This window comes from Actinoplanes sp. NPDC049118 (genome assembly GCF_040648555.1).
GTDB lineage: Bacteria > Actinomycetota > Actinomycetes > Mycobacteriales > Micromonosporaceae > Actinoplanes.
Map to the genome: position 1 here is coordinate 63,495 of NZ_JBEZDY010000001.1, position 13,010 is coordinate 76,504.

Sequence of the window (13,010 nt, forward strand, 5' to 3'; positions counted from 1 at the left end):
CGGCCCGGCCCGCCGAGGCGGGACCGGGCCGGCCGCGAGGCTCAGGAACCTACGCGGGTACCTCGTTGCGGTCGGCGCCCCACATGGTGTGGAAGGCGCCCTCCTTGTCGATCCGGTGGTACGTGTGCGCGCCGAAGAAGTCGCGCTGGCCCTGGATCAGGGCGGCCGGCAGGCGCTTGGCACGCAGGCCGTCGTAGTACGCCAGCGACGAGGCGAAGCCCGGCGCCGGGATGCCCTGCTGCGCGGCAGTGGCGACGACCCGCCGCCAGGCCTGCTGCGCGCCGCTGACGGCGTCCAGGAAGTAGTCGTCGACCAGCAGCGTGGCCAGCGACGGGTTCTTGTCGTAGGCCTGCTTGATGAAGTCGAGGAACTTGGCCCGGATGATGCAGCCGTCCCGCCAGATCTTGGCCATCGCGCCCGGGTCGATGTCCCAGCCGTACTCCGCGCTGGCCGCCTGGATCTGCTGGAAGCCCTGCGCGTACGCGACGATCTTCGACGCGAACAGCGCCTGCTCGACGTCGGCGACCAGGTCGGAGCCGCCGGCGCCGGCCGTGGCGGACGGGCCGGGCAGCTCGGCCGCCGCGGCGCGGACCTGCGGGTCGCCGGAGAGGGCGCGCGCGAACACCGACTCGGCGATGCCGGAGACCGGCACGCCCAGGTCGAGGGCCGCCTGCACGGTCCAGCGGCCGGTGCCCTTCTGCTCGGCCCGGTCGACGACGATGTCGACGAACGGCTTGCCCGTCTCCGCGTCGACCTGCTTGAGCACCTCGGCGGTGATCTCGATCAGGTACGAGCCGAGCCGGCCGTTGTTCCAGTCCTTGAAGATCTCCGCGATCTCTGCCGGCGAGTGCCCGCCGACGGAGCGGAGCAGGTCGTACGCCTCCGCGATGAGCTGCATGTCGGCGTACTCGATGCCGTTGTGCACCATCTTGACGAAGTGCCCGGCGCCGTCGGGCCCGACGTGCACGCAGCACGGCTCGCCGTCGACCTTCGCCGAGATGTCCTCGAGTAGCGGGCCGAGCGACTCGTACGACTCCTTGGAGCCGCCGGGCATGATGCTCGGGCCGTGCAGGGCACCCTCCTCGCCGCCGGACACGCCGGTGCCGACGAAGTGCAGCCCCTTCTCGCGCAGCGCCGCCTCGCGTCGCCGGGTGTCCGCGAAGTGCGCGTTGCCGGCGTCGATGAGCATGTCACCGGGCTCGAGCAGCGGCGCGAACTCGTCGATGACCGCGTCGGTTGCCTTGCCGGCCTTGACCATGATCACCACGCGCCGCGGGCGCTCCAGGCTCGCGACGAAGTCCTGTGCGCTCTCCGAGGGGATGAACGAGCCCTCGTGGCCGTACGCCTCGACCAGCTCCTTGGTCCGGCCGTAGCTGCGGTTGTGCAGCGCGACCGTGTGGCCGTGGCGGGCGAAGTTACGGGCCAGGTTGCGGCCCATCACCGCCAGACCGGTTACGCCGATTTGGGCCTTTTCCGTCATGAACGTCCTTCCTCCATGCGAGCGCCGGGTCGGGAACCCGCGGCGTCGCAAGCCGTCGCGCTCATTGTTACGTGTCTACAACGCCGGGGGTTCAGGGGTGCGCCGGACGTCTCGATACCCGGCGGAAACCGGCACGCGGGTCCGGCCGGGCCGGGTACCGGACGGACGACACCACCATGCGGCCCCCCGACGCCCCGGTCGCCGAAGATCGGTCCGACGGTACGCTCGGCGCGTGAAACGCGGCGAGATCTGGACCATCGGCAGCCGCACCGACCTGCGTTACCGGGTCCTCGTGCTGTCCAGCGACAGCTACAACGAGCGCACCAACCCGTCGCCCTTCTGCGCCCCGATCGTTCGGCAGCGCGGCGCGACCGAGCTGCCGCCGTACGCGGTCGCCCTCACCGAGCAGGATCCGATCACGGGCGTCGTCGTGGTGAACCGGATGCGCCGGCTGCCGGCCTCGGTCGGCGCGGAGCGGATCGGCATGGTCACCGGCGCCAGCATGGCCCGTCTCGCCGAGGCGATGCGCGACCTCTTCGAGCTCTAGACCCGCTCCCGGTCGATGCTGGTCACGGTCACGTCACGGGTGCCGGTCAGGGTGCCGCCGGGCGCGCCGACGTAGGTGCCGGAGGTCGGCGCCACGTCCGCGTAGTCGCGGCCCACCGCCACCGTCACGTAGCCGTTGCCGGCCCGGCGCCCGTGGCACGGGTCGAAGGCGAGGGCCACCGCCCGGTCGCCGCGCGGCACCAGCACCTCCACCCAGGCGTGTGTGCCGCCCTGGCCGATCAGGTGCCCCGAGACGTACCGGGCCGGCAGGCCCAGCAGGCGGCACATCGAGAGCATCACGTGCGCCGAGTCCTGGCAGACGCCGGTGCCGCCCGCCAGCGCCTGTGCGGCCGTCGTGCTGACCGTCGTCGCGCCGAACCCGTAGGTCAGCGCCGCGTGCGCGACCGAGCACGCCCGCGCGGCCTTCTCCTCGGCGTCCGCGCCCGCGCACCGGCCCGCGAGTTCGCGCAGCGCCTCGTCCGGCGCGGTCAACCGGGTGGCGCGCAGCAGCCGGGGGTCCTGCAGTGCCGCGAGCGGCAGTGCCGGCGGGCCGTCGCCGACGACCCGGTCCAGGTCCGCGGTGAGCCGGAACTCGACGGCCCGCTCGACCCGCGCCGCGACCACCCGCACCACCGTGTTGCCCGCGGAGTCCAGCCGGTCGCGCCTCGCGTGCGCCGCGCCGGTCACCGTCAGGCGGTGTGCGCGGCGGTACAGGTCACCGTGGCGGCGCCGGGGCACCACGACGAGGCGCTGGGCGAGGGCGGTCACCGGCGCGTCGTAGGCGTACCGGAAGGTCTGCTCGACGCGGTAGCCGATCCGTCGTGCGCCGTCGAGGTCCATCCATCCATGATCGGTCATCGCTGTTTCCGGCGCGTGACCGCGCGCCCGGCGCGTGGCCTGGTCGTACGTTCGCCCGAGGCCACCCGCCCCGGGTGGCCGGGGCCCACCGCCGGACGGCCCGCGGGCCCGGTCGCCCTTCCGGGTGACCTGCCCCCGGTGCGCCGCAGGTGGGACGGAGGGGGAGGTGAACGGGGGATGACGCCGCGTGGCGCACTGGCGTATGCAGGGATACGGATCGGCGGCTTTCAGCAGGCGGGAGCGGTATGGGCGGCGGGCAGCAGGCTTACCTCGAGGCGAGGGAGAGCGTGCGAACCGCCGCGCGCCCGTCCTCCGCCGAGGAAGGCCGCGCCACCGTCGACCGGGCCGTCGGCCTGCTCGCCGGCCGGACCCGCTGCCGGCTCGCCGAGGCGCACCGGCACCTGCTGCGGATGGCCGCGGACCAGAACCGTGACGTCGTCGACGTCGCCGCCGGTGTCGTCAGCATGCTGGACGTCGCGGAGCCGGCCGACGTACGCGACGCCGACGCCCCCGCCGAGAGCGACCGGATCGCCGTCACCGAGCAGCTGGGCAACCTCGGGTGGGCCGAGTGGGACCTGGTCAGCGGCGAGGTGCGCTGGTCGGCGCAGCTGTACCGGATCTACGAGCGCGATCCGGCCCTCGGCCCGCTGACGCGCGAGGAGTCCGAGGCCCTCGAGGTCGCGGAGGACCTGCCGCTGCGGCTCGCCGCGATGGCGGCCTTCGAGCGTTCCGAGCGGGCCGACGTCACGTCCCGGATCAGGATCAACGGCCGGATCAAATACCTGCGTACGGTGGCAGACGCGGTCTGCGACGGCGCCGGCCGGCCGCTGCGGATCTTCGGCATAGTGCAGGACGTGACCGTCCGCGAGACGAGCGCGCGGCGGCTGGCCGACATCGAGGAGCAGCTCGACGAGCAGCGGCGCAGCCTGCACGCCGAGCACGAGCTGGCGGCCCGGCTACAGGAGATCATCCTGCCGATCCCGGAGTGCCCGATCGAGCTTCCCGGCGTCAAGGTCGCGGTGCGCTACCTGCCGGCCGGCCAGGAGTGCCTGGTCGGCGGGGACTGGTTCCACGCGGCCGCGCTGCGGGACGGCTCGGTGCTGCTGGCCGTCGGCGACGTGGCGGGGCACGGCACCCAGGCGGCGACGACGATGGCGCAGCTGCGCTACTCGCTGCGCGCGCTGGCGGTGACCACCACCGATCCCGCGTTCCTGCTCGGCCACCTGAACAGGCTCACCTGCGACCTGGAGCGCGAGCGCCCGGAGACCGCGGCGACCGCGATCGTGGCCCGCTACGAGCCGGAGCACCGCCGGCTGACCTGGGCGCAGGCCGGTCACCCGCCGCCGCTGCTGAGCCGTGGCGGGCGCACCGCGCCGCTGCGCCGGCCGCCGGGCCCGATGCTGGGCGTGGTAGAGGACCCGAGGTACGAGTGCGCGAGCCTGCGGATGGAGCTCGGCGACCTGCTGCTGCTCTACACCGACGGCCTGGTCGAGCACCGCCGTCGCAGCCTCGACGACGGCCTCGCGGCGGTGATCCGCACCGTCGACGAGTCGGTCGCGGCGGCACCGCGCCAGCCGCTGGCAGAGCTGCTGAGCCGGCTGCGGCAGGCCAACCCGGACGACGACACCTGCATCCTGGCGGTCCGCCCGGTCACCGGCGAGACCAAGGACCTGCGCCGCTACCTGCGCCCGCGCTGAGCGGCGCTCAGCTGAAGTGCGTCGACGGGCGCTCCAGCGGCACGCCGTCGACCCAGATGTCGACCTTCTCGTTGTAGAAGCTGATCAGCCCGGCGATCGGGTACAGGTCGCGGGTCGGGAAGTCGTAGGACCAGGCCAGATCGGCGTGGGTGGTGCCGCCGGCCTCGACCGACCAGTACCCGGTGGTCCGCCCCTTGTACGGGCACGCGGTGACCGTGGCGCTGGGCCGCAGGTGGGTGAAGTCGACCTCGGTGCGGTTCAGGTAGTAGCGGGTCGGCAGCCCGGTCTCGAAGACCATCACCGGCGCCGCCGACTCGGCCAGCACCAGGCCCTCCAGCTCGATGAGCACCCGCCGGGTGGAGCGCAGCGCGTCGACCCGCGCGTACGGGTTGCGCGGATGCACGAAGATCTCCTCGTCCTCCTCGAACCAGGCGTCCAGCGCCTCCCAGTCCAGCCGCGCGAGCCCGGCGAGCCCAGGCAGGCTGTCCTCGGTGTACACCCGGCCGGCGGCGGGCCGGCTGAGCTCGCCGACCCGCAGCCCCACCCGGCGGGCGGTGCCGCGGTGCAGCTTCTCCGGGCGGTCCTCGTCGATGAGCACGTCCGGATCGATGTCCGCCGCGGGGATGTAGAACTGCGGGTACGGCGGGAACTCCCACAGGTACACCGCGCGGGTGGTGTCCAGCACGACGCGGCCGCCGAGCACGGCGCGGATCCGGCGCGGCACCGGCTCCATGTGGCCGACGGGCGTGATCAGTCCCGGGTAGTCCGGCATCGCGGCACCTTCCCCTCGTGTGGGTCCTCCCGACACACGTTAGGTCCCACGAGGTCCGGGGCGCCGAAGACGCGGCCGGGGATCAGGGCAGAACGAACGAGCCCCGGGGGGTGCCGCCGTGATCGTCGTGCGGGCGGCTGGAGATCGATGCGGCGGCCGGGTTCTGGAGGTACAGGCATCCCCGGGACCTGCCGAGGGCGCGCAACCCGTTGAGGTCACCGGCGCCCCAGACCGCGGTCTTGCGCAGGATCACCGGGTACATGATCTGCTTCTTGTCGTTGATCCTCGGGTGGGCCAGGCCGACGGCGTGGCCGATCTCGTGCATGAGCAACTGTCCCCGGGTGCCGCTGCGGTCGCCCGCTCCGAAGCCCGCGGGCAGGCGCATCGCGGCGTTCAGCACCACCAGCCCCTTGACGTACATCGCGGTCCGTTCACCGGTACCGGTGTACGCCGCCAGGTACGCCGCGCCGCCCCTGCCGGCGAGCCTGCCGGCGTTCTTCGGGATCTGGGTGCTGTGCTTGCCGGGGCTCGCCCACGCTATGACCAGGTCGGTGTCGGCCGGGTACCTCCCCGGGTATCCGCGCTTGGCGTCGGGGATGACCTTGGTCGCGCCCCGGTACACGAACCGCAGCCCGGTGGCCTGGTGGATGCGCTGGATCGCGCCCTTGACGTCCTTCAACGCCCCGGCGCGTGACCGATCGAGGTTGACCCGGTAGTTGATCGGCTTGCACGGGTTCCACCGGGCGATCGGGTCCGTCGGCTTCGACCGGCTGAGGAACGCGAACGCCCGCGGGTTGCCGCGCGCATTTCCGGCCGCGCTCGCGGTGGGCCCGTCGTCCGGCGCTGCGGCCTTCGCCGCGCTCGGGGCCGTGACCAGGGCGAGGGCCAGCGGCAGCGCGGCCACGGCGAGCCGGCGGCCCAGCCGGTTGCGCGTGCCGCCGGTGTCGGATGCCTTGTTGGTCACGGGAGAAGAAATCGACTCACCGGGGACGGTTGATGAGCCGGGGCGCGGTTGCGCTTCGGGTGTGATTCGGGCACCGCGCGGCGGGACCGGCGGAATCGGTCCCGCCGGCCCCCCGATATCTGTACGGCCTCAGGACAGCGGACAGGTGCTGCGGTAGTCGGAGATGGCCGAGCCGCTCGGCCCCGGGCAGATGAACTGGTCGTAGCGGGTGTCGTCGTCGACGAAGCGCTTCAGCCAGGCCACCGCCGACCGGCCGGTCGGCGTGTTGGTGGTCTGCGGGAAGAAGTGGCTGGCGTTGTTGAGCTCGAGGTACGCCTTCTCCGCCGACGCCGGGATGCTGTTGTAGAACGGGATGGAGTGCGACGACACCGACGCGATGGTGTCGCTCTCGCCGCCGATGATCAGCGTCGGCACCCGCAGGCCCGACCAGGACTTGGTCAGGTTCCACGGCGCCAGCGGCACCGCCGCCTGCAGCGACGGCCGGTCCCGGGCGGCCTCCAGGCTGCCGCCGCCGCCCATCGAGTGCCCGGCGACCGCGAGCCGGGAGGCGTCGATCCGGGTGCGGACCGAACTGCTCCTGGTCAGGTAGTCCAGCGCCGCGAGCAGCTGGTCGCCGCGGGAGCCGGGCTGGTCCAGCACCGAGTTCGTCTCGATGCCGATCACCACGAAGCCGTGCGAGGCGATCCGCGGGCCGAGCCAGCTGATGCTCGACCACGACGCGGTGTAGCCGGGGGAGATCGCGACGGCCCCGAAGGTGCCCTCGCTGGTGCTGGTCGGGTAGTAGATGACGCCGCCACCGAAGCCGGAGACGGCCGAGGAGACGGACTGCTGCGAGGTGGCGAACGGGCCGCGGCTCGCGTCCAGGGCGGCGGCGGTGGGCGCCGGCCCGCGCTCGTACGGATTGGCGGCGGCCTGTGCGCCCGTCGCGCCGGCCAGGGAGCCGGCGACCAGGGCGAGGGTGGTGGCCGCGGCGACGAACAACCGGCGGGCCCGGTGGCGCTCGGGGATGGACGGTGACTGCACGTCGGACTCTCCTCAGGTGGATGGAATCGACGAGCGTCAGTCTTTGGTCGGGTGCCGCGCGGACACATCGGCGAAACCACCGGCCTTGACAGGGATCGGCCCGGGCCATTGAGTGTTACCGGGAGGTATTCCGTGGACCTCGTCCGGAAACAGTTCAGTCTCGCGCTGGCGGGAACCCTGCTGCTCGGCGTGCTGGCGTCCCCGGCCTCGGCGGCGCCCGCCGCGTGTGCCGCACCCGTCGCCAGCACGAACCAGCCCGGCTATCTCGTCGCCGATCCGGACTGCGATCCCGACGGCACCCCGTTCGCCGGCACCCCGGACTCCGATGTGTACACCGGCATCCGGGACGGCGCGGCGTACCGGATCGAGGTGCCCCGGTCCTGGAACGGCCGGCTGGTCGTCTTCGCGCACGGCTACCGCGGCACCGGCCGGGTCGTCTACGTCGACAGCCCGGACCTGCGGGCACACTACATCGCCGGGGGCTTCGCGTGGGCGGCCTCCAGCTACCAGACCAACGGCTACGACGTGGGGCGGGGCGTCCGCGACTCGTACGCGTTGATCGAGGTGTTCCGGCAGGTCACCGCCAAGCGCGCCCGCTCGGTCCTGATGACGGGCAAGTCGATGGGCGGGCACATCACCGCGGTCGCCGTGGAGGAGTATCCGAGGGCCTTCTCCGGCGCGATGCCCTACTGCGGCGTGCTGGGCGACACGGAACTCTTCGACTACTTCCTCGACGCCGGGGTCACTGCCGCCGCGCTGTCCGGCGTCACGCCCGGATTCCCGGTCGAGCCCGGCGCGTGGCAGTCGCAGGTCGACCGGATCCTTCCCGCGCTCGGCCTCACCACCGGCGCGCCGCCCGCGCCCACCGAGGCCGGCCGCGCCTGGTCGGCCGTGCTCGAGCGGCGCAGCGGTGGGGTGCGGCCCGGCTTCGCCGGGGCGTTCGCCTACTGGAACACCGCGCGGTCGTCGGACCCCGCGCTGCGGATGCCGTTCCTGTTCGGCCTCTACCCCGGGCTCAGCGGCGGCACGGCCGGAATCGCCGACGGCAACGTCACCGGCAACCGCCTCGAGTTCTACCGGAGCACCGACGGGTGGCCCACCGCGGCCGAGTGGCGGCTCAACGCCCGGGTGCTGCGGGTGACGCCGACCGACCGGGCCGACCGGGGTCTCGACGGGATTCCGCGGGTGGACGGCCGCCCGCCCGTGCCGGTGCTGTCGCTGCACGACATCGGCGACCTGTTCGTACCGTTCTCGATGGAGCAGGTCTACGCGCGGCGCGCCGCGCGCCAGGGCCGGTCCGGGCTGTTCGTGTCGCGGGCGATCCGCGGGGTCGGGCACTGCGACTTCACCCAGCCGGAGCTGCGGCAGGCCTTCGACGACCTGGTCGGCTGGGTGCGCACGGGGCACCGGCCGGGCGGCGACGCGATCCTCGACCGGCGGGCCGTCGCCGCACCGGACTTCGGCTGCCGGTACACGGTCGGCCGCCGGGCGGTGTTCGGCGGCGACTGCGGCTGACGGCATATCACGCCGCCCGGGCGGCCGCCGCGATCGCCTCCGTCGTAGCGGCCGGGGATCGACCATTCACAATGGACCCATGAGCTTGACGGAGCACGAGAACCGGGTCCGCGAGGCGTTCGGGTCCGGCGAGCGCACGGTTTTCACGGCCGCGGAACCCGTACGCGGCTCGGTGCTGGCCGCCCTGCTCCTCGAGGCGCCCGGCGGCAGCCGCGGGCTGTGGATCTCCGGCGCCACGGTCACCGGAACGCTCGGCCTGGGATTCGCCGAGGTCACGCACGCGATCCGGCTCGAGGACTGCGACTTCGAGCAGCCACCGGAGCTGTCCTGGTCGAACCTGCGCTTCGTCAGCTTCACCGGTTCCCGCCTGCCCGGCCTGCACGCCTCCGCCGCGGTCGTCGGCGGCGACCTGTCGCTGCGCGGCTGCGCGGTCGACGGCGAGATCAAGCTGTACGGTGCGAAGATCGCGGGCAGCCTCCGGATGGCGGGGATCCGGGTGAGCAACACCGCCGGGCCCGCCGTCATGGCCGACCACAGCACCGTCGGCGGCGACTTCTCCGGCAACGACGGCGAGTTCGACGGCCCCGTGCACCTCTACCACGCCCGTTGCGCCGGCGGCGTCGAGTTCGACGACGCCCGGATCACCGCCCCCGGCCGGATCGCCCTGGCCGCGGACAGCGTGCTGGTCGACAGCGCCTTCTTCGCCCGCCGCTGCCACGTCGAGGGCGAGGTCCGGCTGCGGCACGCCCGGATCAGCGACGCGCTGGTCTTCTCCGGCTCGACGCTGCGCAATCCCGGCGCGGTCGCGGTCCGGCTCGACCGGGCCACGATCGACGGCGGCCTGTTCCTGGGCCACGGCCTCTCCGCGCACGGGGAGGTACGCGCCGTGAGCGCCCGGATCGGCCGGACGCTGAGCCTGACCGACGCCGGATTCGAGGCGCCCGGCGCCGTCGCGCTCCGCCTCGACGCGGCGGTGGTCGACGGCCTGCTCGACGGCGGCGAGGGGCTCTGCGTCCGGGGCGAGCTGCGGATGGAGGACGCCACGGTGCACGGCCCGATCCGGCTGCGCGGCGCCGACCTGCACAACCCGGACGGCGTCGCGCTCAACGCCATCGGCGTGCGCGCCGGCTCCACGTTCCTGTGCTGCGACGGCTTCTCCGCCGACGGCACGGTCCGACTCGACAACGTCGTCGTCGGTAGCAAGCTCTGCTTCGACGGCGCCGCGATCGACACCCCCGGCCGCGTCGCCCTGAGCTGCTGGCGGGCGCAGGTGACCGAGCTGACGCTGCGCTGGGAGCGGGCACCCGACGGCCGGGTGGACCTGCGGCACGCGCGGGTCGGTGTGTTGCGCGACGACCCGGACACCTGGCCGGAGCAGATACACCTCGACGGGCTCACCTACGAGATCCTCGAGCCGCAGACCGGCGCCGCCCGGCGCGTCGGCTGGCTGGCCCGGGACCCGGACACCCATCACCGCCAGCCGTACGAGCAGCTGGCGGCGGTCCTGCGCGGGCAGGGCCGGGGCGACCAGGCGCGGCTGGTGCTGCTGGCCCGGCAGCGCCGCGACACCAGCGCCGGGTCAGGGTTCGCCCGGCTCTGGGGCCTGCTGCAGGACGCCACCGTCGGATACGGCTACCGCCCGCAGCGCGCCGCCGCGCTCTTCGCCGCCCTGCTCGGCGTCGGCACGGTCGTCTTCGGGCTGCACCCGCCCGCCGCGGCCGAACCGCCCAAGGCGCCGCCGTTCAACGCGCTCGTCTACACCCTCGACCTGCTGCTGCCGATCGTCGACTTCGGGCAGCAGAACGCGTTCGTGCCGCGCGGCGGGTACCAGTGGATCTCCTACGTCTTCATCGTGGCCGGGCTGGTCCTGGCCACGACGATCGCCGCCGGCCTGTCCCGCTCACTACGGCGCACGTGACGCTTCCTCGGTGTCGGTGTCGGTGTCGGTGTCGGTGTCGGTGTCGGTGTCGGTGTCGGGGCCGCCGTGATGCCGCTGGGGCCTCGGCCGGGCAGCGCGCTGACCGGCGAGGCCGGTCCGCCCAGTGGGAGTCCGCACGGTGGCAGCGCGCCGGCGACGGATACTACGGGCCGTTCTCTGCCGGATCGAGGCCCGAGAGCTCCTGGAGCCGATCGAGGCCCAGGACGCAGCCCGTGACGCGAGCGCGGGTGAGCTCAGTGACGGTCTCACCCTCGACGATGATCCGGCAGGTCACCTCGTCGGTGCTCGAGGACCTGACAATGAGGGACGCGATCCCCTCGTAGTCGTCCGCAGTCACGGTGGTCGACCACGGGGTCGCGAAGGGCTCGCCCGGCTTCTTGCCGGCTTTCTGGCCGACGTGCCTGATGCCGATGGTCCACTGCGCCGTCAGGGCGGTGCCGCTCGCCGACTCCACCTCGAAGCGGACCTGCGTCCCGCGGTACCGGTGGATCAGGAACGCGGTCGTCCCGCCGGCCACGACCAGGACGGCCACGGCCGCGGCGACAAGCGCCCGGACCCGGGAACGCCGCCGGGGCTGTGGTTCCTCACTGACATCAAGATCGATCACGGAGGCAGTGTAGGTGGGGTGGTAGGTAGGCACCCACTGGGCCGAAGGTCGCTTGATCCTTGACCGGCCGGCGCACATGATCGCCAGACTGGCGCAGGCACGCTGGTCGGCTCTGACGTCAGCTTGATCTCCTTCCCGCGCTCAAAGCTCAGCAAGACTGCGGTGCATGGAGCGCACGAAGGAGCGAGCTGCGCAGACTCAGGGCATGATAACTGGTCCCTTTCATAAGGTGTTCGTCTAATCACGCAGCCATTCCTCGCCCAGTGTTGACTGTCAGCAGCGAGAGCCCGGCGCAGCACGGCGGGGCGGTGATAAGTTGGCATGATCGACAGTGGATCGGAAAGGATAAACGTCGGCCGGTCCGGGATAATGAATACATGCGGCAGCTTCAATTGTTCGGAATCAGCGAACTGGCCGCCATGCGTGACCGCACCGCATCCCGTGACTATTCCCCCGAGCGTGACGAGTTCCGCCGCAACCACGAGCGACACCGCGCCTGGGGCCTCGCTCAACGCCATGTCCGGCGTCTACGCCAACTGCGCAGCCGCGGCGGCGAGCACACCACGGGCCCGGACGAACCGCGCACAGCGAGCCCGCAACCGGCACGCCCGGCCGGACCCGCCCACGCCGAACCGGCCCGACGCCCGGCACCGGACCACACCACCCCGACCCACCACCACCTGTCACAGCGCCCCAAGCCGGCTGGCGGCGACCAAGCCGAACCCGCAGACCGGACGGAACCCGCCGAGGCGCACCGGCCCAGCAGCGCCACCAACCAGGGGAAACCCGCCAAGAACCACCCCGCCGAACCGAACCACCGGCCGGGCGGGCTTGGCTTGGTTGTGCCTGCTGAGCGGATTCGCTGGCCGGGCGGGCTTGGCTTGGTTGTGCCTGCTGAAGGGATTCGCTGGCCGGGCGAGCCTGGCTTGGTTGTGCCCGCTGAGCGGATTCGCTGGCCGGGCGGGCTCGGCTCGGTTGTGCCCGCTGAAGGGATTCGCTGGCCGGGCGGACCTGGCTCGGTTGTGCCTGCCGAGCCAGGTCCGCCCGGCCAGGCGGGCCCCGCCCAGACGTGCTCGCCGAACCGAATCGCCAGCCAGGAGAACTCGCTCAGACCCGCCACACCGAATCGAACCACCGGCCAGGCAAGACTCGCCCAGACGTGCCCGCTGAACGAGACCGTCGACCCGGTGATAGCGGCCGAGGCGCAGCTGTGCAACAAGGCCGCTGGTCAGGGGAAGACCGCCCCGGTCTGGTCGCCGAACGAGACCGCCGGCCGGGAACCCGCCCGCCGGACGAGACCGTCCGCCAAGCGAAGCCGCCCAGACACGCCTGCCGCACGAACACGCTGGTCAGGTGGGATCTGCCCGGAGGTGCCCGCGAGGCGAAACCAGTCGGCCGGTTGGGACTCGCCGACCAACACCCAGCCGCGATTCCCGCGCCTGCTTGACGGGCGACACCAGCCGGCGCCCGCAGCCCGACCCGCGAAGCGACGAGCAGCGACGGAGATGGGGGAAAGGTGGGGAGACGCCGGCAGGCGACGCCACCGCAAACGGCCGACCCGAACCAGCGGCGACCCGCCGTCGCCCGCACCGCACCACTGCTGTCGCCG

Annotated in this window: 10 protein-coding genes; 4 read left to right on the top strand and 6 right to left on the bottom strand. The window is 72.8% G+C overall.

Features of this window, described 5'->3' with window-relative positions; all coding sequences use genetic code 11:
• Window positions 1-49 precede the first annotated feature (49 nt).
• Window positions 50-1,480 (bottom strand): NADP-dependent phosphogluconate dehydrogenase, encoded by a 1,431-nt coding sequence (gene gndA / locus AB0B58_RS00265; RefSeq protein ID WP_360214911.1) that lies wholly within the window; start codon window positions 1,478-1,480, stop codon window positions 50-52.
• A 232-nt stretch (window positions 1,481-1,712) separates the two neighbouring features.
• On the opposite strand from gndA, the gene AB0B58_RS00270 reads away from it, so the two are divergent.
• A complete protein-coding gene (locus AB0B58_RS00270; RefSeq protein ID WP_360214914.1) occupies window positions 1,713-2,027 on the top strand; it encodes a type II toxin-antitoxin system PemK/MazF family toxin in 315 nt (104 codons plus the stop codon).
• Here AB0B58_RS00270 and AB0B58_RS00275 read toward each other — a convergent pair.
• Entirely contained in the window at window positions 2,024-2,884 is an 861-nt protein-coding gene (locus AB0B58_RS00275; RefSeq protein WP_360214917.1) for a transglutaminase family protein, read from the bottom strand. The two genes, AB0B58_RS00270 and AB0B58_RS00275, sit on opposite strands and share 4 nt — an antisense overlap.
• Window positions 2,885-3,171: 287 nt before the next feature.
• Between AB0B58_RS00275 and AB0B58_RS00280 the strand changes: the two genes are divergently transcribed.
• Window positions 3,172-4,581 (top strand): SpoIIE family protein phosphatase, encoded by a 1,410-nt coding sequence (locus tag AB0B58_RS00280; protein WP_360214920.1) that lies wholly within the window; start codon window positions 3,172-3,174, stop codon window positions 4,579-4,581.
• A gap of 7 nt (window positions 4,582-4,588) precedes the next feature.
• Here the strand turns inward: AB0B58_RS00280 and AB0B58_RS00285 are convergent, their stop codons facing one another.
• From AB0B58_RS00285 to AB0B58_RS00295, 3 genes are all read right to left on the bottom strand, one after another.
• The gene (locus AB0B58_RS00285; protein WP_360214923.1) at window positions 4,589-5,353 is read right to left on the bottom strand and encodes a DUF427 domain-containing protein; all 765 of its coding nucleotides are present in this window, start codon (window positions 5,351-5,353) and stop codon (window positions 4,589-4,591) included.
• A gap of 82 nt (window positions 5,354-5,435) precedes the next feature.
• Window positions 5,436-6,317 (bottom strand): hypothetical protein, encoded by an 882-nt coding sequence (locus AB0B58_RS00290; RefSeq protein ID WP_360214926.1) that lies wholly within the window; start codon window positions 6,315-6,317, stop codon window positions 5,436-5,438.
• Window positions 6,318-6,446: 129 nt separating this feature from the next.
• Window positions 6,447-7,268 (bottom strand): alpha/beta hydrolase, encoded by an 822-nt coding sequence (locus AB0B58_RS00295; RefSeq protein WP_360216194.1) that lies wholly within the window; start codon window positions 7,266-7,268, stop codon window positions 6,447-6,449.
• 204 nt (window positions 7,269-7,472) lie between these two features.
• Between AB0B58_RS00295 and AB0B58_RS00300 the strand changes: the two genes are divergently transcribed.
• Both AB0B58_RS00300 and AB0B58_RS00305 read left to right on the top strand, forming a co-directional pair.
• Window positions 7,473-8,855 (top strand): phthalyl amidase, encoded by a 1,383-nt coding sequence (locus AB0B58_RS00300; RefSeq protein WP_360214929.1) that lies wholly within the window; start codon window positions 7,473-7,475, stop codon window positions 8,853-8,855.
• Window positions 8,856-8,934: 79 nt separating this feature from the next.
• A complete protein-coding gene (locus AB0B58_RS00305; protein ID WP_360214932.1) occupies window positions 8,935-10,773 on the top strand; it encodes a hypothetical protein in 1,839 nt (612 codons plus the stop codon).
• Between the two features lie 163 nt (window positions 10,774-10,936).
• Here AB0B58_RS00305 and AB0B58_RS00310 read toward each other — a convergent pair whose 3' ends face one another.
• The gene (locus tag AB0B58_RS00310) at window positions 10,937-11,401 is read right to left on the bottom strand and encodes an MmpS family transport accessory protein (RefSeq protein WP_360214935.1); all 465 of its coding nucleotides are present in this window, start codon (window positions 11,399-11,401) and stop codon (window positions 10,937-10,939) included.
• Window positions 11,402-13,010: the final 1,609 nt, after the last annotated feature.